The organism is Sandarakinorhabdus limnophila DSM 17366 (genome assembly GCF_000420765.1).
GTDB lineage: Bacteria > Pseudomonadota > Alphaproteobacteria > Sphingomonadales > Sphingomonadaceae > Sandarakinorhabdus > Sandarakinorhabdus limnophila.
On record NZ_ATVO01000003.1, the window covers coordinates 65,296 to 86,717 of the forward strand.

Genomic DNA, 21,422 nt, shown 5'->3' on the forward strand with positions numbered 1-21,422 from the left:
ACCGCCTTCAATAATCCTTCTTCCAACGCACGCTGCCTGATGTGCCGCCCAGCGTCGCCACCTGGCTGAGCACGGAAAAGGTGCGGGTCAGCCCGATCTCGATGCTGGTGGCGGTGTAACCCTGCGCGTCGGTGGCAAGCTCGACATAGACATTGCGGCCAACATATTGCCCGGCTGCCACGGTGGTGCGCCGGCCGGTGACAACATCGGCGGGCAGGATGCGCAGCCGATCGATGCCCAGGCCCTTGCCCACTGCGCCAATCGGGTTGAAACCGCCGCCACGAAGAGAAGTGAGCGCGCCGGCCAGTTGGATGGCTTCGGGCGCAGAAAGATCGGTGACGCGGCTGCCGAACAGCACACGCGACAACACTTCATCTTCCGGCAGGGACGGCACGGAGCTGAACTTGATCTGCGGCCGCTGCGCCGTGCCTTCCACATTCAGGAAAGCGGTGAAGCCGTTGCCGGTGTTTTCCGCGGTCACGGCAATGATCGGATCGGGCGGATAGGCGCCTACGAAGCGGATATCGCCGCGAGTGAGCTGAAAACGCTTGCCGGCAAAATCATAATCGCCGCGCACCAGTTGCACGCGGCCAAATAGTTCCGGCGTGGTGGCACCGCCGCGCAGCCGCACATCGGCCTGCCATTCCGAATTGATACCCATGCCGGTGACCAGCAGGCGGCGATCGGCCTTGATATTGAGGTTGAACAGCCAGCGCGTGGGGGCAACATATTGCACCATGCGCCGACCGAGCACGCGGGTGTTCTTCTCGGTCACCTGCAGCACCGGCACATCGGCCACGGCGGTGCGCCCCACCCGATAATCGGCGCGCGACAGGGTGAGCGTCCCCGAAACGACGCCGCCATATTCGTCGGTCGCCAATCGGATATTGCCGCTGCCAGTGGCGGAAAGATCATCGCGGCCCAGGATGGCGGCGTAGGTCACCACCATGCGGATATCCATCGGGAAGGCGCGTTCATAGCTCAGATCGATGTTGCCCGATCCGCTGATGCTGCCTTGGCCGGATTTCCCGGTAAAGCGCGTGAGTTCCAGTTTCGACGCGGTGAAGCGGGCATCCAGGCTGACATCGGTGGCCACCGCACCCAACAAGGGCGCTTCCACCCGGCCACCGGTGCCGCGGACCTGGCCTGCCACCTGCGGATCGCCCAGCGTGCCTGATACATCGGCAGCAACCTGCACCGCCCCGCGCACATCCAGCGCGGTGAGGCCGGACAGACCCCACAGATCCTGCGCCGGCCCGGCATAACGCAATTGGCCAGTGACGCTGGCATCGAATAGGCGGGAAACAAGGTCAGCATCGCCGGCCGGGATCGGGCCCAATCGGGCTTGGGCACGGCCTTCCACCTTGCCGGCACGCACGATCACCGCGCGCATCACCGTGCCACCGGCACCCAGTGCGGCGTTGAGGCCAACGTCGATCGGGGTGGACGTGGAGGTGATGTTGCTGCGCGACAGGCCGTTCAGGCGCAAGGCCGCCGTGCCGGTGGGGGTAGCATCGCCGGCCTGCGCCAGCGCCAGCGTGCCCGAAACCCGTCCGGCCAGATTGAGCGTGGGGTAGGCCAAGCCCACCATCTGCAGCGATACCTTGTCGAGCCGGGCATTGAGCCGTTTCGTCTCGCCCCAATCGCCGGCCAATTCGGCATTGCCGAGTGCGCTGGTCAGCGTAACGGGCGCGAGGTGCCAGCCGGCACCATCGCGGGTGATCACCGCTGGCCCGGCCAGTTTGGCCGCACGGCCATCATATTCGCCGCCGCCGCTGATCTGCCAGCGGTTGGGCGCGATGGCGCCGGTGAAGGCGAGGTTGAAGGCCTCACCGCTGTTGCCGGCAATAACCAGGCTTGCGGTGCCGGAACCACCCTTCATCTGCAGTGTGCCTGTGGCCTTTTCCACTGCCAGATTGCCCCGTTCCAATCCGGCCAGATCCAGCGCGGCATCGATATCGGGCCCGCTGGCCGGCAACAGCACCCGGGCGGCCAGTCGCAGCCGGTCAACCGTGATCGGCGTTGAAAAAGGCAGGTTGAGTGAGTCGCCGGCCACGGCCAGTTCCGCCAACTGCACGGCGCCAGCGGCAGACAGTTTGGCGCTGCCCGTGAGGCTCTTGCCGGCCAGCGCAAGCGTACCAGCGAACGGCCCGGCAGCGGACTGGTCCAGCCGGCCGCTGGCGACAAACTCCGCCGCGGCCAGCCGGTCAACATCGATTCGCAGCACAGGCGACAGGCTGATATCGGCCTTCAAGGTGACCGGCCCCAACCCCGATTGCGCATCACCATCCACCCGCCAGCCATCGCCAGCCGGATCGATGCGGGCGGCCACGGCGGTGAGGCCATAGCCGGGTTTCGCCAGCCGGGCGGTGAAATGCGGCGCGGCGATAGTGCCTTCGCCATCGACTGCGAATGGCCCCCAATCGAGGCTTTTGCCGGAGGAGGCGAGCGTGAAGCGGCCATTTGCCCAACCAGCGCGGCCCGCGGCGGCCAGTTTTGGCGATGACAGCGCCAGATCCGACAGGGCAACGGCCAGGGCGGGCAGCAGCGCAAAACGCCCGCCCAGCTTGACGCCGCCGCCGGTAATGCGGGTGAGCCCGCCGGCGGGTGGGCGCGCCGCGATCAGGCGGAAATCGCCGCTGGCGGCAACGCTCCGGTTGGCGCCAGGTTTCAGATTGGCGCGGAAGGTCGCGTCGGCAACGCCCAGTTGCGGCAGCGCCCAACCGCGCACATCGCCCGCCGCGCTCAGCCCCCAGGCGCTGGTGGCCGGAACGAACGACAGGCCGATGCGTGCCGCCAATGGCCCGCTGGCCAGCTTCAGATCATTGGCTTGCAACTGGCCCTTGGCATAAAGCAGCCGGCCTTCGGCGCGCCATTTGCCAGCCAAGGGCTTCAAATTGTCGGGCAAGCCGGTGAGGCCTGTAGCGGTGGCAACCAACGGGGCTGACAGGCCCGTTTCGTTCAGATCGGCGATCCCGGCCACAGACAGACTGTTCAGCGCCAGCCCGCCTGGCAGCGCCAGCCGCTTCGCCAGCAGCCGCGCATCGATGATGGGCGCCAGCAGCGGGCCAGCCAAGCGCGCGGTGAGCAGGCCGCCGTCAACGCCCCAACCCTTGGCGAGCGCGCTGCCCTCCGCCAAGCTCAGCCGTATGTCGGCTTCGGTCCAGCGTTCTTCGGCACGGTCGATCCGGCCAGCCAGGCGGCCGGTGAACTGCCTGCCATCAGCCGTGAGTTTCAGTCGGGTCAGATCGCCATCGGGCACCACTTCGGCCACCACGGCCAACCCGCCGGCCAGCGCCTCTTTCGCAGCGCCACCCAACAGCGGCACCGGATCGATGCGCCCGCGCGCCCCCAACGCCCCGGCCTTGCCCGCCAGCGCCAGATCGGCCAGCGGCGCGGAACCCAAGCTGGCCCCCAACTGCCCGGTCCAATCGCGCCAGCGCCCGCGCCCGGTGGCGGTGGCATTGAGCGGCGCTTTCAACCCGGCCAGTGTCGTCACCAGGCCACCAGTTGGCGCTGCCAGCTTGGCGTTGAGCGCGAACTTGTCCCGATCCGGTTCGGCATCAAGGTGCAGCGCCAGCGTGTCTCCGTCAGACACGGCGGCATCCAGATCAACCAGCGCCCGCCCGGCGTGGAGATCAAGCCGGCTTTTGGCGCTCAGCAGGCGCTCCGGCCCAGCGATGCCCCTGGCCACAATCAGCCGGCCCAGTTCCAGCTTGCCGATACGGATATCGATATCGGGCAGGATGCGCGGATCGGTCACCGGCTTCAGGCGGGGCAGGCGTTCTAGCGTGGCATCGGGGATGATCAGTTCGGACGCCTCGAAGCGGTTGCTGATCAGCGCCCGTGGTGCCCAGTCGAGTAACACCCGCGGTGCGCGGGCAAAGCGACCATCCTGATCGCGCAGTTCCACGCCCTCCAGCGTCGCCTTGCCCCACAGGCTGCCGCTGATCCGCGTCACGTGCAGCGAAATGCCGTTGGCCAGGCTGAACCCGGCCAGCCGCCGCGCCGCCCAGTCGCGACCGGATTGGGTATCAAGCGCGAAGGGCAGGGCAATGATCAGCGCCAGCAGCGCCAGCAGCGAAACCAGCAGGATGCGCCACCCGCGCATCAAAATGCCTGCCCGATAGAAACATAGAACACCAGCCGGGGGTCGCCCTTCTGCGGGTTCACTGGTGTGGCGATGTCGACCCGCACCGGGCCAAAGCCGGTGTAGAAGCGCGCGCCGATGCCCGCGCCCAGCGACAGCCGATCAAAGGCCGGCGTGGTGCCGGTGGAAACCTCGCCGGCGTCGACGAAGGCGACAATGCCCAGATCCTGGCCCAGCGCCTGGAAGCGATAGCGCGCTTCCACCGCCAGTTCGGTGAGGCTGTTGCCGCCGGTCGGCACATTGTCTTCACTGCGCGGGCCTACGCCCTGGAACACATAACCGCGCACCGAGCCGCCACCGCCGGCATAGAAGCGCCGGTCCGGCGCGATCACGCCGCGATTGGCACCAACGATGCTTCCGATGTGGAAGCGTCCGGCCAGCACCAGGCTGTCGCCGATCGGTTTGTAGGCCGTGGCTTCGAACTGGGCCTTGAGATAATTGAAATTGCTCTGGTTTCTGAGCGTAAATTCCGGGCTGAGGCGGGTGGTCAGCCGGAAGCCCCGGGATGGGTTGAGCAGATCGTCGGACCGGTCCCAGGTGACGCTGGCTGGCAGCGCCAACACCGTGAAGGTGCGGCGCGGGTCGCCTGGCACCGAACGGTCGCGCTGGCTGGTGATCAGCGCCTGGGCGCCGATGCTCCAAGTCCAGTCTTTCTGCCAGAGGATGTTGGATTCGCGCGCCAGTGCCGCCGATATGCCCAGCGTTTCGGCGGCAAAGGCGAATTGCTGGCTGGCCGTAAAGCCGCCGGCAACCAGCAATTGCCGATCGCGCTGGCCGAAATTGCGCTTGCGCAGTTCCACCTGCGCCACCTGCTCGCGCTGCGCGGCGACAGCACGGGCGGTGAAGGCGCCTTCGGGCGGGAACAGGTTGCGGTGGGTCCAGCTGCCTTCGGCGCGCACGCCCTGGCCGGTGGAAAAACCGCCGGACAGGGCGATGGTGCGCATTGGTGCGGCTTCGCTGTTGATGTCGAGATTGACCGTCTGTGTGCCATCCTCGCGCACGGCGCCTTCGCCAGGCTTGATCGCCACCGCGCCGAACAGTCCGGTTTGCACCAGTGCGCGGCGCAGATCCTCGCGGCCGGCGTTGCTGTAACGGTCACCGGGCTTGAAGCGGGCGAGCAGGGCGACATGTTTTTCGTCCATGCCCTTCACGCCATTGTCTATGCGGATGGCGCCAAACACGCCGCGCCGGCCAAGATCGACACTTTGCACCAGCGTGGCGTCGCGGCTGGCATGATCGATGGTGATATCGGGCAGCGTAATGCGCGCGAACGGATAGCCAGCATCGGCAAGGCGGATCGGCAGGCCATCCTGCGCCGATTGCACGCGCGCGGCTTCCACTGCATCGCCCACCCGGATCGGCAACAGCGGGCCGACAATGCGGGCGGGGTCACTGCTGTTCACGGCACCCGGCGATGCCGTGATGGTGATTTCGCGGAAATTGTAGACGGGGCCGGGCTGGGCAACGACGCGCACGATGCTGGCCGGCGCGGCGGCGGTGCCCGGCGCGATGCTGATGCGGGCCTGGCCACCATAATGACCTATCGAGCGCAGCAGCAAATCGACCAGATCACGGTCTTCGGCGATGCGGCGGCCCAATTGTGCCAGGTTGGTCTCTTCGCCCCGATGCAGCCACAGCGTCGACAGACCGCGAAACTCATCGTCGAGGCCCTGTTCGGCCAGCCCGCTGACTTCAACGCTGTATCGAACGGCGGCATCCGGCGCATCAGCATCGCCGGAGCTGGTCGATTCGACATCGGGCCACGCCACAGCCTCGCCGCCGGGCAGATCAGGCAGAGGGGCTTGCGGCCCCGGAATATCGACGGTCACAGCAGAAGCGACAGGCTCGGCGGTTGGTGCTGGCGGCGGCGGCCCAGCGGGCGCAGTTTGGGCCTGCGCGGTTCCGGCCGCAGCGGCGAGCAAGAGGGGCAGGAACCTATGCACCAGACAGGGTTTACCGGATGGGCAAGACAGCGCAAGGCGCACGCGCCTCTGGCGCTGGCCGTCGCTCTGGTGCAAGGGGCTGGGCATGGCGTCTCCCGGCTCTCCTGTTTCGCGTCCACCACAACGTGGCGGCGGCATCTTCATCGCCTTTGGGCTGGTGGCGGGTGCCGTTGGCGGCATGCTCGCCGGGCAGCCGTCTGTGGGGCTGCTTGCAGGGTTGGGCGTGGGTTTATTAGCGGCCATTCTGCTCGCTGTGCGCGACCGCCGCTGAACGTCGCATTGCGCTGGCGTTAATCTGCGGTATCAAACGGCAGCAATTTCGAGTGATAACGCATGGCAAGCGGCCTGTTTGCATTGCTGGATGATATTGCGGCGATCGCCAAGGTCGCGGCGGCCAGTGTCGATGATGTAGGCACCATGGCGGCCGCCAGCCTGGATGATACCGCAGCGGCAGCGGCCAAGGCTTCGGCCAAGGCGGCCGGCGTGGTGGTGGATGATGCCGCCGTCACGCCGCGCTATGTCACCGGCTTTGCGGCGGAACGCGAAATCCCCATCGTCGCCAAGATCGCGCGCGGCAGCCTGAAGAACAAATTGGTATTTCTGCTGCCCGGTGCACTGGCGCTGTCCTATTTCTTGCCGGTGGTAATCACCCCGCTGCTGATGGCGGGCGGGGCGTTCCTGTGTTTCGAAGGCGCGGAAAAACTGTGGGAAAAGCTGAATCCGCATGATGAAGACGCCGCAGACGATGCTGCGATGGACCTGGTGGAGAAGGAGCGCACGATGGTATCGGGCGCCATCCGCACCGATCTCATCCTGTCGGCTGAAATCATGGCGATCGCGTTGGGCACGGTGGAACAGGAGCCCATCGCCGAACAGGCCGCCGCGCTGGTGGTGGTCGCGCTGGGGATTACAACGCTGGTCTATGGCGCCGTCGCGCTGATCGTGAAGGCCGATGATTTCGGGGTGTTCCTCGCCCGCAAGCGCAATGGCGCTGTGGCGGCGATCGGGCGCGGTCTGGTCGTTGGCATGCCGCCGTTCCTTGTGCTTCTGGGCTGGGTTGGGCTGGCGGCCATGTTGTGGGTGGGCGGCCATATCGTGATCGACGGCTTGCACAAGTTCGGTATCGATGCGCCGCACGATCTGCTGCATGCTGCCATGCACGCCGTGGAAGGCGCGGGTGGCTTTGCCACGTGGTTGGCCGAAGCGGGCGGCGCCGGGCTGTTCGGCGTTGCGCTCGGCGCGCTGATCGTGGCCGCGCTGCACGCCATCCCGCGCAAGGGCCATTGATTGCCCTTCATTCATCGTGTATTGTTACTGCAATACACTGGAGCCTGATACCATGAAGAATGCCCTGATCGCCATCCTGTTGTGCGGTGTCGCCGTGGCGGCCTGCGATGCCCGGCGCGTTGATGAGAAGGAAAAGGCCGAAGCGGCCGCGATCAGTGTCGACAAGCATTGGGATGAGGGCGCCGCCGGCGATACCGGCGTGAACATCAAGGCCGACATGGAAAAGGGCGAGGTCGAGCTGAAGCTGCCCGGTGGCATCGCCGGCAAGGTGAGCATCCCGGACGGCATTGAACCGGATGCGAAGTTCGATCTGGACGGGGTGGGCCGCTATCCCGGTGCCAAGCTGACCAGTGTGAATGTGCAGGCCAGTGGCAAGGATGGCGACGGCCGCGGTCAGGTGCTGCTGGGCTTCAGCGCGCCGGGCACGGCAACGCAGGTGGCCAATTGGTATGCCAAGGCTCTGGCCGACAAGGGCCGCACCCCCAGCCGTAGCGGCAACACGCTCACCGGCACCACCGAAGATGGTGACCGCATGGTGATCGCCGTGGAAGATGGCGACACCGGCGTTGCCCGCGGCCGCATCACCATCAGCGATCGCAAGGGCTGATCCGCTTTAGAGCCTGCGCGCCGCAAAGGTGTCGCAGCTGTCCATCTGCCCGGATTGCAGCCCGGCCTGCAGCCAGCGAATGCGCTGCGCTGACGTGCCGTGGGTGAAGCTTTCCGGATTCACCCGCGCCCCGTCCTTTTGTTGCAGCGTGTCATCCCCGATGGCCTGGGCGGCGCGCAGGCCTTCTTCGATGTCGCCGGGCTCCAGCAGATCGCGGTTATGATGCGCCCAAACCCCGGCAAAGCAATCGGCCTGCAGTTCCTGCCGCACCGAAAGCGCATTGCCCTGTGCCGGCCCTGACGCGCGGCGGGCCTTCTGCACCTCTGCGGAAATGCCGATCACCGTCTGGATATGATGGCCCACTTCGTGCGCGATCACATAGGCGGCAGCAAAATCGCCGGGGGCGCCAAAGCGGCGCGACAGATCATCGAAGAAGCTGGCATCAAGATAGACCTGTTGGTCTGCCGGGCAGTAGAATGGCCCCATGCCGCTGTCTGCCTGGCCGCAGCCTGAATCCACGCCGCCTTCAAACAGCACCAGTTTTGGCTGAGGATAGGGCTTGCCTAATTGGTCCGGGAATTGCTCACCCCAGGTGCGCTCGGTGCTGCGCAGAACCTTGGCGATGAAACGGTCATGTGCGCCATCCAGCTTTGCAGGTGCCGCTGGTTCCACCGCCTGCCGCGGCTGGCCCGCACCCGATCCACCCACGCTGCTACCGCCCACAGCGCCGATCAGTTCCAGCGGATTCTGCCCCAGAAGCAAGGCGATTATGCCCACCACGATCATGCCGCCGATGCCCAGCTTGCCGCCGCCAATCGGCAGCCGCATGCCGCTACCGCCGCCGCGTTCCCCGCGCCGGTCGACGATGTTGCTGCTTTCCTGTTCGTCGTCGAGGTTCATGGCCGGCGTCTCCCGGCAGACAGGTTACCGGGTGCGCCCGCCCGGCGCCAGCGCCTCGTTCACCAGCAAAGCGATGCGGCTGCCGGCCTTGGCCACCTGATCACGCACGCCTGGAGTCGCCTTGGTGATATAGTCGGGCGTCACCATCCCGCGCGGCAGGGCGCGGCGCTGGTCGGCGGGGATCGGGCAACTGTCGGGATAACCCTGTAGTTGCGGATAGGCGATCGTGCGCGAAATCTCCCACACGTCGCGCGCCCAAAGCGCCACCCGTGCTGCGGTGTCGGCGGGGCCAGCGGTATAGCCGCGGACCTGTGCCTGCGTGATGCGCTGCGGCGTGATCGCCGGCGGTTCGGTCAGCGCGCGTTCGGCCAGGTCACCATCCCAGATCCAGTGCAGGTTCATACGCTGTTTATAGCCATAATCGGCGCGCACCTGGTTGCCGCCCAGATCGGCCTTGTCGCCGAGGTGCAGCGGCTGGTGCATGTCGCCCACGAAATGCACCAGGAAGCCGAAGGCCTGCAGGCGTTCGTGCGCCTCCCGGCTGCGATCAGCCAATATGGCCTGCTGGCGCGAAATCTGCACCGTCACGCAATCGCCGTCCGGGCATTTGGCGTTGATGTCGAAATCGCCGCACACGCTGATGTTCTGATAGTGCCAGGGTGCAGAGAAGGCGAACCGGTCGCGATAACGGGCGCGCACGCAATCGGGCCACACGCTGGCCTCCTCGATGCTGCGCAGCCGGCATTCGGGCGTGTTCAATGCAGCTTCGGCGCGATACAGGCGTTTCACTTCAGCACGCACCGCCGGTGTGAGCTGGGCCTGCGCGATGCGCCCGGTCAACCGGTGGGCATACTCGCCCCAGGCCAGCGCCGGTTGGGAAGCAATCAGGGCAAGCGGCAGGGCCAGCCAGGTGAGGGGGCGAATCAAGCGGTGCATCATGGCTTTCGCCCATGCCGCACGGCGGTGACGCTGGCCAGTGCCGCTGGGTGGCTGTATGGGCTTGCAAAGCGGGCCCTTGCTGCCAATCTTTGGGCCAACAGGATAAAGACAGACGATGCGAGATCCCTACAGCGTTTTGGGCGTGCCGCGGTCGGCAACGGATGCCGACATCAAGAAGGCGTTCCGCAAGCTCGCCAAGGACAATCACCCGGATCGCAACGCCGATGATCCCAAGGCGCTGGAACGCTTCAAGGAAGCCAACCTCGCTTATGAGCTGCTGTCTGATTCAGCCAAGCGTGCCCAGTTTGATCGTGGTGAGATCGGCCCGGATGGCCAGCCCACCAATCCCTTTGGCGGTGGTGGATTTGGCGGTGGCGGCGGTTTCAACCCGCGCGATTTTGGCAGCAATGGCCGCAGCGGCGGCGGTGCCGATTTCGCCGGTGCCGCCGATGATCTGTTTGCCGAAATCTTTGGCGGCCGCAGCCCGTTCGGCGGCAGCGGCGCCGCAAGTGGTGGTGGCCGCGGCTTTCGCACTCAGGTGCGCGGGCCCGATGTTGCATATCGCCTGACTGTGCCGTTCGTCGATGCCGTGCAGCTGACCCCGCAGCGCGTCACCCTGCGTTCCGGCCAGACGATCGAGATCAAGCTGCCCGCTGGCCTTGAAACGGGCAAGCAGGTGCGGCTGGCCGGCAAGGGCGAGCCTGGCCCCGGCGGCCATGGCGATGCCATCGTCACCATCGAGATCGGGCCGCACCGCGCCCTTACCCGCGACGGCGATGATGTGCGCCTCACCTTGCCGATCAAGCTGGATGAAGCCGTGCTCGGCGCCAAGATTCGTATGCCCACCGCCGAAGGCATGGTTTCGTTGTCCATCCCGCCCGGCACCGCATCGGGCAAGATGTTCCGGCTGAAGGGCAGGGGTTTTCGCAAGCTGGATGGCACCCGCGGCGATCAACTGGTGACGGTGCAGATTGATATCCCGCCCGATCACGAAGAACTGAAGGCCTTTGCCGCCAGCTTCGTCGATCCGCGCAACATTCGCGCCACGCTGGATGGTTGAAACGGGCCCGAGCCGGCGGCTGTCGTGGCCTGCCATCGCGCGTGATACCGCCAGCGGCACCTTCGAACATGGCTTCACCCACGCCGGCAATCTCGCCTATCTCAGCCTTGTCACCCTGTTTCCTTTCGTCATCCTGCTCGCCGCCGTTGCCGGGCAACTGGGCCGCACGGCCGATGGGCTGGCGGCCGTCAACGGCTTCCTCACTGCGCTGCCCAGCAATGTTGCCGCACTCATCGCTCCGGCGCTGACCGACGTGATCGCGGCCGATTCGAGCAGCGGCGTCATCACCTTCAGTCTGGCGGTGGCGCTTTGGACGTCGTCGGGCGTGCTGGTCACGCTGCGCACCGTCGTCACCCAGGCCTATGGCCGGGAATCGGAAATGCCCTATCTGCGTTGGCGCCTGCTCGGCTTGCTCGAGGTGCTGGGCCTGGTGCTGCTGCTTCTGATCGCCTTTGCCGCCCAGGTGGTGGTGACCGGCGCCGAAACCTTCGTTTATCGCCTGATGCCGATGGCGGCGAACATCTTCCCGGCCTTGGGCCTGCAACGCATCGTACCGGCGCTGCTGCTGTTTCTTGCCCTTTGGGGGCTGTTTGCGCTGCTGTGCCCACGCCGGTTCCGCATCGCCCCGGTGTGGCCCGGTGCGCTGGCCACAGCGGCGGCGTGGACGGCGACCACCCTGGCGCTGCCGCGCGCACTCACCCTGTTTGGTGGCTATGCGCTCACCTATGGCAGCCTTGCCGGCGTGATCATCGCCTTGCTCTATTTTTACATCATCGGGCTCGGGATGGTGCTGGGCGCCCAACTGAATGCTGCCATCGCCCGCGCCCGGCTGGAAATTGCCGCAATTCCTCGTTAAGCCGCGCAGCCAAGGAGAATTTCATGGGAATCATGGCGGGAAAACGCGGCCTCATCATGGGGCTGGCGAACGACAAGAGTCTGGCCTGGGGCATTGCCAAGGCCTTGGCCGAACAGGGTGCCGAACTGGCCTTCAGCTACCAGGGCCCGATGATGGAAAAGCGGGTGCGCCCGCTGGCCGAAGCACTGGGTGTCGCCCGCCTGTTCGAATGCGATGTGTCGTCGGTGGAAAGCATGGACGCCTGCTTCGCCGCGCTGGCGGCTGAATGGCCCACGATCGATTTCCTCGTCCACGCCATCGGCTTTTCGGACAAGAACGAGCTGCGCGGCCGCTATGTCGATACCAGCCTTGATAACTTCCTTTTGACCATGAACGTCTCGGTCTACAGCTTCACGGCCGTCGCCCAGCGCGCCGCCACGATGATGCCAGACGGCGGTGCCATGCTCACCCTGTCGTACTACGGCGCCGAAAAGGTGATCCCGCATTACAATGTCATGGGCGTGGCCAAGGCCGCGCTGGAATGCAGTGTGAAATATCTGGCGATGGATCTCGGCCCGCAGAATGTGCGCGTCAACGCCATCTCCGCCGGCCCGATCAAGACGTTGGCTGCCAGCGGCATCGGCGATTTCCGCTACATCATGAAGTGGAACGAGTATAATTCGCCGCTGCGCCGCAACGTCACCATCGAGGATGTCGGCGGCGCCGGCCTTTACTTGCTCTCCGGTCTGGCCAGCGGCGTGACGGGCGAAACTCACCATGTCGACGCCGGCTACAACGTCATCGGCATGAAGGCGGAGGATGCGCCGGATATCGGGCTCGAAAAATGAGCCTCAACACATTCGGACACCTGCTGCGCTTCACCACCTGGGGCGAAAGCCACGGCCCGGCGATCGGCGCGGTGGTTGATGGCTGCCCTCCCGGGCTCACCCTGTCCGAAGCCGATATCCAGCCCTTCCTCGACAAGCGCCGGCCCGGCCAATCGAAATTCACCACCCAGCGCCAGGAGCCGGATGAAGTCCGCATCCTGTCGGGCGTGTACGAAGGCCGCACCACCGGCACGCCGATCAGCCTGATGATCGAGAATGTCGATCAACGTTCGAAGGATTATAGCGACGTCGCCGCCAAATACCGGCCCGGCCACGCCGATTATGCCTATGATGCCAAATACGGCCTGCGCGATCCGCGCGGTGGCGGGCGCTCCTCGGCGCGCGAAACCGCAAGTCGCGTGGCCGCCGGCGCGGTGGCACGGAAGATCATGTCAGGCGTGAAAATCACCGCCTATCTGGTTGAAATCGGTGGTATTGCCATTGATCGCGGCCGCTTTGATCTCGCCGAGATTGATCGCAATCCCTTCTGGTGCCCCGATGCGGTGACGGCCGCAATCTGGGAAGAGCATCTCGACGCCGCGAGGCTGTCAGGCTCGTCGCTCGGCGCCATCGTCGAATGCGTGGCGACCGGTGTGCCGGCTGGCTGGGGCAGTCCGCTCTATCACAAGCTCGACGCGCAACTGGCCAACGCCGCCATGAGCATCAACGCGGTGAAGGCCGTCGAAATCGGCGACGGTTTCGCCGCTGCCCGCCTGCGTGGCGAGGAAAACGCCGATCGGATGCGCCCCGGCGAGGATGGCCCGGAGTTTCTCTCCAACCACGCGGGCGGCATCGCCGGCGGCATCTCCACCGGCCAGCCCATCGTGGTCAGGATGGCGCTGAAGCCGACCAGTTCGATCCTCACGCCGGTCGAAACCATCACCAAGGACGGCCAGGCTGCCGAAATCGTCACCAAGGGCCGCCACGATCCCTGCGTCGGCATCCGCGCCGCGCCAGTGCTGGAAGCGATGGTGGCGCTGGTGCTGGCTGATGCGATGCTGCTACAGCGCGGGCAAACTGGGCTCTAATCCAGGTCTGCGCGGGCCTTTTCCCAGTTCTTCCCGTCATAGGGACGGATCAGCGGCTTCACATCCTCCACCCCGTCCAGCGCCCGCCAGTTCACGCTGAACCCATCCGGGTGCGACCGTGGTATATAGAAGCTCTTGATGCCGCAGGTGCTGCAAAACAGATGCTGCGCCGTGCCGCTGCCCCAGCGATAATCGGTCAGCGCATCAGCGCCGCGCTCCAGCGTGAAACCCGCCTTGTCGACGATCAGGTGCAGGAACCCGGTCTTGGCGCAGATGGAACAATTGCAGTCGAGCAGTTCCGGCGGATCGGCGAACCGCACCCGAAAATGCACCTTGCCGCAATGGCAGCCACCTGTTGCTTCCCGCATCGTCACGGCCGGCACATCACGTCAAAGCCGGCTGGAAATCAAGCTGTGCAGTCGTTCGATTCACAAGCGGTTTGCGCGTTTTCAGCTCGGTACGGTGAGATCAGCCACCTTGCTGTCGCGCACGCCCACGGGCGCCGCGAGCACTTCCTGCAGGAAGACGCCCTTGTTCACTGTGCTGGTGCGCGGATCGCCGGCCTGGCTGCGCACGGCGGGATCGGGCGTGTTGGCGCCGGCGCGATCCAGCAATTGCTGTTCGGCGGCGCTCTTCGGCGGCGGCTTCACGCCGGGGCCAAACAGCGCTTCCATGGCAGCGGCCTGCGAATCGACGCCCATGGCGCGCGGCGCGCCGGGCTTGGGCGGCGCCAGCGAAAAATCGGGCGGCACCACCAGCGGCGCGCCGCGGGCGATCGCCAGCTCATCGGGGCCACGGCCGGAAAGCCGGTCCTTCTTGCCGCCACAAGCAGTCAGCGCCAGGGCGGCCACGGTCAGGATCAGCAGGTTACGCATCTTTGGCATCCCTTGAATTAACAGCAGCTTCAGGCTCTGGCTTGGCAAGCACGGCACGGGCCAGCAGCAATATCACACCCAGTGTAATCGCGGCATCGGCAAGATTGAAGACCCAGAAGCTGGTTTGCCCCCAGAAGAAATGCAGGAAATCGACGACATAACCGAACCGCACGCGATCCAGGATGTTGCCGATGGCGCCGCCCAGCACCAGGCCCAGTGCGGCCACATCCACCGGGTTCTTTTCGCGCCGCAGCCACAATGCCACCGCCAGCGCGATGCCGGCGGTGATGAAGGTGAGCAGCCAGCGGCCCAGATCGCTGTCCGCCTGCAACATGCCCATCGACACGCCGATATTGCCCACAAAGGTAAGGCGGAAGAACAGCCACACGTCGATGCCGCCGCGTTCGGGCAGGTGGATGATTTCCAGCACCCAATATTTGCTGATCTGATCAAGGATCAGCACCAGCGCCGCAAGGAGAAAGCCGCGCTTAGCCATTCACCACCGCATCGCAGCGCCCGCACAATTCGGTTTCGGGCTTCACATCGGGCAGGTGGCGCCAGCAGCGGGCGCACTTGGCCAGATCGGCCTTTTCAACGGTCAGCGATTCCGTGTCGGCATGGGTCAACGACACGTCGGCGACCAGCAGCAGTTCGGCAAGATCAATTCCTGCCAGTGCCGCGATCCGGTCGGCATGGGTGGTGGTGATGGTCACGCTGGCTTCCAGGAAGCTGCCCACCGTCTTGGCGCGGCGAAGTTCTTCCAGTTTCAGATAGACTTCCTCGCGCAGCTTGCGCGCCAGCATGAACTGCTTGTCCAGCACGGCATCCTGCCAGTCAGCATCGATTTCCGGCCATTCCAGCAGGTGCACCGAGCCCGAATCCGGGTGCCGTGTGCCCCACACTTCTTCCGCCGTGAACACCATCACCGGCGCCAGCCAGCGGGTGAGGGCGTGGAAGGTGAGATCCAGAACCGTGCGCCAGGCGCGGCGGGCCGGCGCGGTGGGCGCGTCGCAATAGAGACTGTCCTTGCGGACATCCATCGCAAAGGCGGACAGATCATTCTGCACGAAATCGGTGATCAGGCTGGTGTAGCGATTGAAATCATAGGCCACGGCCGCCGCCTTGAGCTCGTCGGAAATTACCGACAGCCGGTGCATCACCCAGCGCTCCAGTGCCGGCATCTGATCGACCGGTAGGCGCTCTTCCTCGCTCCAGCCCTCAAGAGCGCCAAGCAAATACCGGAAGGTATTACGCAATTTGCGATAATGATCGGCCACGCCTTTCAGGATCTCATCGCCAATGCGGTGATCTTCGGTGAAATCGACACTCAGTGCCCACAGCCGTAGGATATCGGCGCCATAAGTCTTCATCACGTCGAGCGGATTGACCGTGTTGCCTTCCGACTTCGACATCTTGCGGCCACTGGCATCCATGGTGAAGCCGTGGGTGAGGATGGCGTTGTAAGGAGCGCGGCCGCGGGTGCCGCAGCTTTCCAGCAGGCTGGATTGGAACCAACCGCGATGCTGATCGCTGCCTTCCAGATACAGATCCGCCGGCCACTGCATTTCCGGCCAGCGGCCCGATTCCAGCACGAAGGCATGGGTGCAACCGCTGTCGAACCACACGTCAAGAATGTCGGTGATCTGTTCGTATTGATCGACCTTGTCGCCCAGCAACTCGGCAGCGAACTCCGGAGTCCAGGCGTCCACGCCCTGCTCGCGGAAACGCGCGATAATCTTCTCATTGATTGTCTTATCAACAAGATAATCGCCACTCTTGCGATCAACAAACAATGTGATCGGCACGCCCCAGGCGCGCTGGCGCGAGAGAACCCAATCCGGCCGGCCTTCGACCATCGCGCCGATGCGGTTGCGGCCCTTGTCCGGTGTGAACTGGGTGGCGGCGATGGCGGCAACGGCCTTCTGGCGCAGCGTGTGCTCACCTTGATCCATCGGCACGAACCATTGCGGCGTACAGCGGAAGATCACCTTCTTCTTCGACCGCCACGAGTGCGGATAGCTGTGCGCGAACGGCTCGGCGCTCAGAAGCGCGCCCGCGGCCCGTAGATCATTGCAGATCGGCCCATCTGGCGCATTGAGCGTGGGGTTGATGACGTTCTTGCTCTCGCCGCCCAGCCACAGCCAATCGGCGCGGTAGCGGCCATCACCTTCCACCGCGAACACCGGGTTGATCCCGTGCGCCTTGCACAGCGCGAAGTCATCCTCGCCATGGTCGGGCGCCATGTGGACAAGCCCGGTGCCGGCATCCGTGGTGACGAAATCGCCGGGCAGGAAGGGGCGGGGACGCGCGAAGAAGTCGCCCAGTTGGTGCATCGGGTGCCGAACGACAGCACCGGCCAGCGCAGATGCGGCAACATCCTGCTCCACGGTCAGCGCAGAACCGATGCGCGCGCTCACTGCCTCCACCAGTGGGGCGGCAATGAGGATGCGGTGGCCGTCTTGCGTGCGGCAAAGCTGGTAGGTGACCTCCGGCCCATAGGCGATGCCCTGGTTGACCGGGGTCGTCCACGGCGTCGTTGTCCAGATGACGGCGTGTGCCCCCACCAGTTCCGGCGCGTTCGGCGCTTCCGTGATCTCGAAAGCCACGTCGATCTGGGTCGAGGTGATGTCGTGATATTCTACCTCGGCATCGGCGAGCGCGGTCTTTTCCACCGGCGACCACATCACCGGCTTGGCACCGCGATACAGCTGGCCGCTCTCGGCAAACTTCAAAAGTTCGGAAACAATGGTCGCTTCCGCCTGGAAGTCCATGGTGAGATATGGTTTCTCCCAATTCGCGCTGATGCCCAACCGCTTCAGCTGGTCGCGCTGCACATTCACCCAATGCTGGGCATAGGCGCGGCATTCGGCGCGGAATTCCACCGCCGGCACATCGTCCTTGTTCTGCTTTTTCGCGCGGTAGGCTTCTTCCACCTTCCATTCTATGGGCAGGCCGTGGCAATCCCAACCGGGGATATAGGGCGCATCCTTGCCCATCAGCGTCTGCGTGCGCACCACCGCATCCTTCAGGATATGGTTCAGCGCGTGGCCGATGTGCATGTCGCCGTTGGCATAGGGCGGGCCATCGTGGAAGATGAACTTCGGCCGCCCGGCGCGGGCTTCGCGCAGTTGTGCATAAAGATCAGCCGCCTGCCATTTCGCCAAAATCTGCGGTTCACGCTCCGGCAGGCCAGCTTTCATCGGAAAGTCGGTTTTCGGCAGGAAAACGGTGGGGCGATAATCGGGCGCGTTCATGAGGGTGGGCTTTAGGGGAAGGGCGCGTGCCTGTCACCCACCCTTGAGCATGCGCCGTGCCGCCGTCGCATCGGCCGCAATCTGCGCCTTCAATGCATCAAGGCCATTCAGTTTCATTTCCGGCCGCAGATAGGCGACCAGCTGCACATCCAGGGTCTGGCCATAGAGATCGCCCTGCCAATCCATCAGCCAGGTTTCGAGCAGTTCCACCGGCGGTTCGATCATGGGGCGGATGCCAAGGTTGGCCACGCCATCCACGCGCTCACCCGATGGCAGCACGACCTGCACGGCATAGACGCCATAGGCCGGCCGCACATAATCCCCCAGCATCATGTTGGCGGTCGGGAAACCCAAGGTGCGCCCCAGCTTGGCGCCATGTTCCACCACGCCCCTGATGGTGAACGGCCGGGTGAGCAGCTCCGCCGCCATCCCCGGCCGCGCATCGCGCAGAAGGGCACGAATGCGTGTCGAGCTGATCGTGCCCGCACCGTCCTGCACTGCATCCACCACCCGCGCCGCAAAGCCATTCGCCAGGCCCAGCCGTTCCAGATCGGTCACGCTGCCTGAACGCCCGCGCCCGAAGGTGAAATCGCCGCCGGTCACCACGCCGGCCACGCTAAGGCGCGTCACCAGCCATTCGTCCACGAACTCCTCCGCGGAAAGCGCAGCCAGCGCCCGGTTGAACGGCATCACCACCGCGCCATTCATGCCGAACGCGCGCAGCCACTCGCCGCGCTGTTCAATGGTGGAAAGCGAGAAAGATGGCACATCGGGCTGGAACAGCCGCGCCGGGTGTGGATCGAAACTCGCCACCAGCGCCGGCCGGCCCAACTTTCGCGCCCAATCACGCGCGGCGCCCACCACAGCCTGGTGCCCGGCGTGAAATCCATCGAAATTGCCCAGCGCCACGATGCCGCCACGCAAATGGCCAGGCAGGGCGGCGCCCCCAGAAATCAGGTCCACGCGATCAGCTCCATGGGCAGGCGGCTTAGCGGGGAGCCAGCCCGGCGGCAAGCAGCCGTGCCGTATTGCCGCCCATCACCTTGGCGATGTCGGTCTCGTGCATGCCCGCCTGCATCAGGGCCTGAGTGACGACATCGAGATGCGCGGTATCGAAACCTACCGTGGTTGCGCCATCATAATCGCTGCCCAGCCCGACATGATCGATGCCGGCCACCTTCACCGCGTGCAGGATCGCCTTGGCGGTGGCCTCCGGTGTTGGCTGGCAGATGGCGGCATCCCAATAGCCGATGCCCACCACGCCGCCATTGGCCGCCAGCGCCCGCAACTGATCGTCGGAAAGATTGCGCGGCGTGTCGCAGGTGCCTTTCACGCCGCCATGGCTCACCACCACGGGCCGCGTGGCGATCTTCAGCACGTCGGCAAAGGCGGCGGGGCTGCTGTGGGCGACATCGATGATCATGCCGCGCTTCTCCGCCTCGCGCACCACTTCGGCGCCCAGGGCGGTGAGCCCGCCCTTCTTCTCCCCCGCCATCGAACCTGCCAGTTCGGTATCGAAGAAATGCGCCAGCCCCAGCATGCGGAAACCCGCGTCGTGCAGCCGCTTTACATTGGCCAAATTGCCTTCCAAATTCTGCCCGCCTTCGGTGGAGAGCAGCGCGCCGGTCACGCGCTTGCCCGCCGCACGGTCCGCCAGCAGGCTGGCCAGATCAGTCGGGGTCTTGACGACCCGCAGCCGGCCATCGGCGCGTTTCTCTACTTCGTGAAGCTTTTCGGCGTGCCACAGCGAGCGTTCCAGCAGGCTGCCCCACGTGCGGAGTGGTTGCCCCTGCGCGATCACCAGCGGGGTGATATTGTCGGTCTCGTCCGAATTTTTCTCGTAATTCTGCCCGCGCGGCGTCTTGGTGACGCTGGAAAATACCTGCAATGCGACATTGCCGGCCTCCAGTCTCTTGAGATCGACATGGCCATCACTGGATTCCGACAGCAGATCGCGTTTCCACATCAGCGTATCGCTGTGCAGATCGATCACGGTTAGCGTCTTGTGCAGCGCCTGGGCCTCGGCGCTCACCGGCCACGTCGCTCCCGTCTGCTTGTTCATGCCGCGCTCGGCGATGCCGGGGGCGAAGCCGAACAAGCCCACCGCCGCCACGCCGAGCAGCGCCGCCGTTCCCCACACCAGCTTCTTCATCGGATTCCCCTTATCGCCGTTCCAGCGTGATGAACGCATATCCCGGCTTGTCGCCCTCCGGTTCATGCGTCACCCGCGCCACTTCTTCCCAGCGCGCCGGATCGAAGGCGGGCAGGAACGTGTCGCCCTCAGGCTCCGCGTCGATCTCAGTCAATTCCACCCGCGTCGCGATGGGGAGTGCGAGCGCATAGATCTCCGCCCCGCCGATGATCATGATGTGGCCCCGGATGCGTGGGTCAAGGCCCGCTTCCGCAACCGCTTCGGCCAGGTTGGGCACCACCGTCACCCCGTCGGCCGCCCAACTCGCATCACGGGTGAGCACAATATTCTGGCGGCCGGGCAGGGGCTTGCCGATCGATTCGAACGTCTTGCGGCCCATCACGACGGGCTTGCCGACCGTAATCGCCTTGAAGCGCTTCAGGTCCGCCGGAAGGTGCCAGGGCATGGCGCCCTTGTTGCCGATCACGCCGTTTCGGGCGCGGGCAACCACCATGGTGACATCAAGGCTCATACCGCCACCGGCGCGGCGATGTGCGGATGCGGATCGTAGCCGGTGATCAGGAAGTCCTCCAGCCGATAGGAGAACAGATCCTCCGGCTGTCCCGCGAAGTCCAAACGCGGGAAGGGGCGGGGCGTGCGCGAAAGCTGCTCCGTCACCAGATGCTCGTGATTGAGATAGAGGTGACAATCCGCCCCCATCCAGGTGAGCACCCCCGGTTCCAGCCCGCACTGCTGCGCCAGCATGCGGATCAGCACCGCCGCTTCGAAGATGTTGAACGGAAAGCCGAGCCCGAGATCGCAGCTGCGCTGATAGAGGATGCCGGATAGGCGACCATCAGCGACGAAATACTGGTAGGTCATGTGGCACGGCGGAAGCGCCATCCGGTGCAGTTCCGGCACGTTCCAGCCGGTGAAGATGTGGCGGCGGCTGGCCGGGTTGTGCTTCAGGCCGTTGACCAACTCGGTCATTTGATCGAACGGCGTATCGGCGTGGAAACTGCCGTCTTCATTGGCGGCATAGCGCGGCCAGCGCCGCCATTGGACGCCATACACCGGGCCCAGATCGCCCCACTTCGCGGCAAAATCATCGTCGGCAATGATCCGCGCTTCGAAATCATCGCGGCTGATGGCCTCGCCGGTCGCCTTTCGATAGGCATCGAGCGGCCAGTCGGTCCAGATATGCACGCCCTGTTCCACAAGCGGGCGGATGTTCGATTCGCCGTTCAGGAACCAGATCAGCTCCTTCACCGCCGATTTCCAGAACACGCGCTTGGTGGTGAGCAGCGGCACCGTGCCATCGGAAAGATCGAATTTCAGCGTCTCACCAAACAGGGCGCGCGTGCCGGTACCGGTGCGGTCGCCGCGCATGGCGCCGGTCCGCCACACACGCTCCATCAGAGAAAGATACTGGTGTTCGCCGCCATGAGTCATTGCCCCTTGTCAGGGATATGGCGCGCCCGCGTCAACCATTGCCACAACGCTTCCGAACCCCATCAGGAAGCAGG

At 65.1% G+C, this 21,422-nt stretch carries 18 protein-coding genes; 6 read left to right on the forward strand and 12 right to left on the reverse strand.

The genetic code is table 11. From position 1 onward, the window contains the following. Positions 1-7: 7 nt before the first annotated feature. The gene (locus tag G566_RS0100390) at positions 8-4,111 is read right to left on the reverse strand and encodes a translocation/assembly module TamB domain-containing protein (protein ID WP_022678700.1); all 4,104 of its coding nucleotides are present in this window, start codon (positions 4,109-4,111) and stop codon (positions 8-10) included. Next, a complete protein-coding gene (locus G566_RS0100395) occupies positions 4,111-6,093 on the reverse strand; it encodes an autotransporter assembly complex protein TamA (RefSeq protein ID WP_169522723.1) in 1,983 nt (660 codons plus the stop codon). Before G566_RS0100395 ends, G566_RS0100390 begins: the two co-directional genes overlap by 1 nt. Before the next feature lie 333 nt (positions 6,094-6,426). Here G566_RS0100395 and G566_RS0100400 point away from each other — a divergent pair, with 333 nt between their 5' ends. Beyond that, positions 6,427-7,380, forward strand: a complete 954-nt coding sequence (locus tag G566_RS0100400; RefSeq protein WP_022678702.1) for a DUF808 domain-containing protein — start codon at positions 6,427-6,429, stop codon at positions 7,378-7,380. Positions 7,381-7,432: 52 nt separating this feature from the next. Further along, positions 7,433-7,987, forward strand: a complete 555-nt coding sequence (locus G566_RS14535) for a hypothetical protein (protein WP_022678703.1) — start codon at positions 7,433-7,435, stop codon at positions 7,985-7,987. Between the two features lie 6 nt (positions 7,988-7,993). Here G566_RS14535 and ypfJ read toward each other — a convergent pair whose 3' ends face one another. Together ypfJ and G566_RS0100415 are read right to left on the reverse strand one after the other, a co-directional pair. Then, a complete protein-coding gene (gene ypfJ / locus G566_RS0100410; protein WP_022678704.1) occupies positions 7,994-8,887 on the reverse strand; it encodes a KPN_02809 family neutral zinc metallopeptidase in 894 nt (297 codons plus the stop codon). Between the two features lie 24 nt (positions 8,888-8,911). Beyond that, entirely contained in the window at positions 8,912-9,826 is a 915-nt protein-coding gene (locus G566_RS0100415) for a S1/P1 nuclease (protein ID WP_022678705.1), read from the reverse strand. Between the two features lie 115 nt (positions 9,827-9,941). Here G566_RS0100415 and G566_RS0100420 point away from each other — a divergent pair, with 115 nt between their 5' ends. The 4 genes from G566_RS0100420 to aroC are packed head-to-tail and all read left to right on the forward strand — an operon-like array spanning position 9,942 to position 13,636. Next, the gene (locus G566_RS0100420; RefSeq protein ID WP_022678706.1) at positions 9,942-10,886 is read left to right on the forward strand and encodes a DnaJ C-terminal domain-containing protein; all 945 of its coding nucleotides are present in this window, start codon (positions 9,942-9,944) and stop codon (positions 10,884-10,886) included. Then, positions 10,879-11,742 carry a YihY/virulence factor BrkB family protein gene (locus G566_RS12990; RefSeq protein WP_022678707.1) on the forward strand — a complete coding sequence of 288 codons (864 nt, stop codon included), beginning with the start codon at positions 10,879-10,881 and terminating at the stop codon, positions 11,740-11,742. Before G566_RS0100420 ends, G566_RS12990 begins: the two co-directional genes overlap by 8 nt. A gap of 32 nt (positions 11,743-11,774) precedes the next feature. Next, on the forward strand, positions 11,775-12,569 hold the full coding sequence (fabI, locus tag G566_RS0100430) for an enoyl-ACP reductase FabI (RefSeq protein WP_029131066.1): 795 nt from the start codon (positions 11,775-11,777) through the stop codon (positions 12,567-12,569). Then, positions 12,566-13,636, forward strand: a complete 1,071-nt coding sequence (gene aroC / locus G566_RS0100435; protein ID WP_022678709.1) for a chorismate synthase — start codon at positions 12,566-12,568, stop codon at positions 13,634-13,636. The genes fabI and aroC overlap by 4 nt, the downstream gene beginning before the upstream one ends. On the opposite strand, the gene G566_RS0100440 is transcribed toward aroC, so the two are convergent. The 8 genes from G566_RS0100440 to thyA all read right to left on the reverse strand — a co-directional run bounded on the left by G566_RS0100440 (position 13,633) and on the right by thyA (position 21,348). Further along, positions 13,633-14,004, reverse strand: a complete 372-nt coding sequence (locus G566_RS0100440; protein ID WP_022678710.1) for a GFA family protein — start codon at positions 14,002-14,004, stop codon at positions 13,633-13,635. The genes aroC and G566_RS0100440 overlap by 4 nt on opposite strands. A gap of 81 nt (positions 14,005-14,085) precedes the next feature. Further along, on the reverse strand, positions 14,086-14,511 hold the full coding sequence (locus tag G566_RS0100445) for a DUF3035 domain-containing protein (protein ID WP_022678711.1): 426 nt from the start codon (positions 14,509-14,511) through the stop codon (positions 14,086-14,088). Then, complete coding sequence (gene lspA / locus G566_RS0100450) at positions 14,504-15,007, reverse strand: signal peptidase II (protein WP_022678712.1); 504 nt, start codon at positions 15,005-15,007, stop codon at positions 14,504-14,506. The genes G566_RS0100445 and lspA overlap by 8 nt, the downstream gene beginning before the upstream one ends. After that, complete coding sequence (gene ileS / locus G566_RS0100455) at positions 15,000-17,765, reverse strand: isoleucine--tRNA ligase (protein WP_022678713.1); 2,766 nt, start codon at positions 17,763-17,765, stop codon at positions 15,000-15,002. The genes lspA and ileS overlap by 8 nt, the downstream gene beginning before the upstream one ends. Positions 17,766-17,798: 33 nt before the next feature. Continuing rightward, the gene (locus G566_RS0100460; protein ID WP_022678714.1) at positions 17,799-18,728 is read right to left on the reverse strand and encodes a bifunctional riboflavin kinase/FAD synthetase; all 930 of its coding nucleotides are present in this window, start codon (positions 18,726-18,728) and stop codon (positions 17,799-17,801) included. Between the two features lie 25 nt (positions 18,729-18,753). Next, positions 18,754-19,917 carry a dipeptidase gene (locus G566_RS0100465; RefSeq protein ID WP_022678715.1) on the reverse strand — a complete coding sequence of 388 codons (1,164 nt, stop codon included), beginning with the start codon at positions 19,915-19,917 and terminating at the stop codon, positions 18,754-18,756. A gap of 10 nt (positions 19,918-19,927) precedes the next feature. Then, a complete protein-coding gene (locus G566_RS0100470; protein ID WP_022678716.1) occupies positions 19,928-20,428 on the reverse strand; it encodes a dihydrofolate reductase in 501 nt (166 codons plus the stop codon). Then, positions 20,425-21,348: a thymidylate synthase gene (gene thyA / locus G566_RS0100475; protein WP_022678717.1), complete on the reverse strand. Its 924-nt coding sequence runs from the start codon at positions 21,346-21,348 to the stop codon at positions 20,425-20,427. The genes G566_RS0100470 and thyA overlap by 4 nt, the downstream gene beginning before the upstream one ends. Positions 21,349-21,422: the final 74 nt, after the last annotated feature.

What these genes read in the sequence shown, in the direction of transcription:
- G566_RS0100390 (WP_022678700.1), bottom strand. Translation starts at nt 4,111, where the DNA reads ATGCGCGGGTGGCGCATCCTGCTGGTTTCGCTGCTGGCGCTGCTGGCG.
- G566_RS0100400 (WP_022678702.1), top strand. Translation starts at nt 6,427, where the DNA reads ATGGCAAGCGGCCTGTTTGCATTGCTGGATGATATTGCGGCGATCGCC.
- G566_RS14535 (WP_022678703.1), top strand. Translation starts at nt 7,433, where the DNA reads ATGAAGAATGCCCTGATCGCCATCCTGTTGTGCGGTGTCGCCGTGGCG.
- ypfJ (WP_022678704.1), bottom strand. Translation starts at nt 8,887, where the DNA reads ATGAACCTCGACGACGAACAGGAAAGCAGCAACATCGTCGACCGGCGC.
- G566_RS0100415 (WP_022678705.1), bottom strand. Translation starts at nt 9,826, where the DNA reads ATGATGCACCGCTTGATTCGCCCCCTCACCTGGCTGGCCCTGCCGCTT.
- G566_RS0100420 (WP_022678706.1), top strand. Translation starts at nt 9,942, where the DNA reads ATGCGAGATCCCTACAGCGTTTTGGGCGTGCCGCGGTCGGCAACGGAT.
- G566_RS12990 (WP_022678707.1), top strand. Translation starts at nt 10,879, where the DNA reads ATGGTTGAAACGGGCCCGAGCCGGCGGCTGTCGTGGCCTGCCATCGCG.
- fabI (WP_029131066.1), top strand. Translation starts at nt 11,775, where the DNA reads ATGGCGGGAAAACGCGGCCTCATCATGGGGCTGGCGAACGACAAGAGT.
- aroC (WP_022678709.1), top strand. Translation starts at nt 12,566, where the DNA reads ATGAGCCTCAACACATTCGGACACCTGCTGCGCTTCACCACCTGGGGC.
- G566_RS0100440 (WP_022678710.1), bottom strand. Translation starts at nt 14,004, where the DNA reads ATGCGGGAAGCAACAGGTGGCTGCCATTGCGGCAAGGTGCATTTTCGG.
- G566_RS0100445 (WP_022678711.1), bottom strand. Translation starts at nt 14,511, where the DNA reads ATGCGTAACCTGCTGATCCTGACCGTGGCCGCCCTGGCGCTGACTGCT.
- lspA (WP_022678712.1), bottom strand. Translation starts at nt 15,007, where the DNA reads ATGGCTAAGCGCGGCTTTCTCCTTGCGGCGCTGGTGCTGATCCTTGAT.
- ileS (WP_022678713.1), bottom strand. Translation starts at nt 17,765, where the DNA reads ATGAACGCGCCCGATTATCGCCCCACCGTTTTCCTGCCGAAAACCGAC.
- G566_RS0100465 (WP_022678715.1), bottom strand. Translation starts at nt 19,917, where the DNA reads ATGAAGAAGCTGGTGTGGGGAACGGCGGCGCTGCTCGGCGTGGCGGCG.
- G566_RS0100470 (WP_022678716.1), bottom strand. Translation starts at nt 20,428, where the DNA reads ATGAGCCTTGATGTCACCATGGTGGTTGCCCGCGCCCGAAACGGCGTG.
- thyA (WP_022678717.1), bottom strand. Translation starts at nt 21,348, where the DNA reads ATGACTCATGGCGGCGAACACCAGTATCTTTCTCTGATGGAGCGTGTG.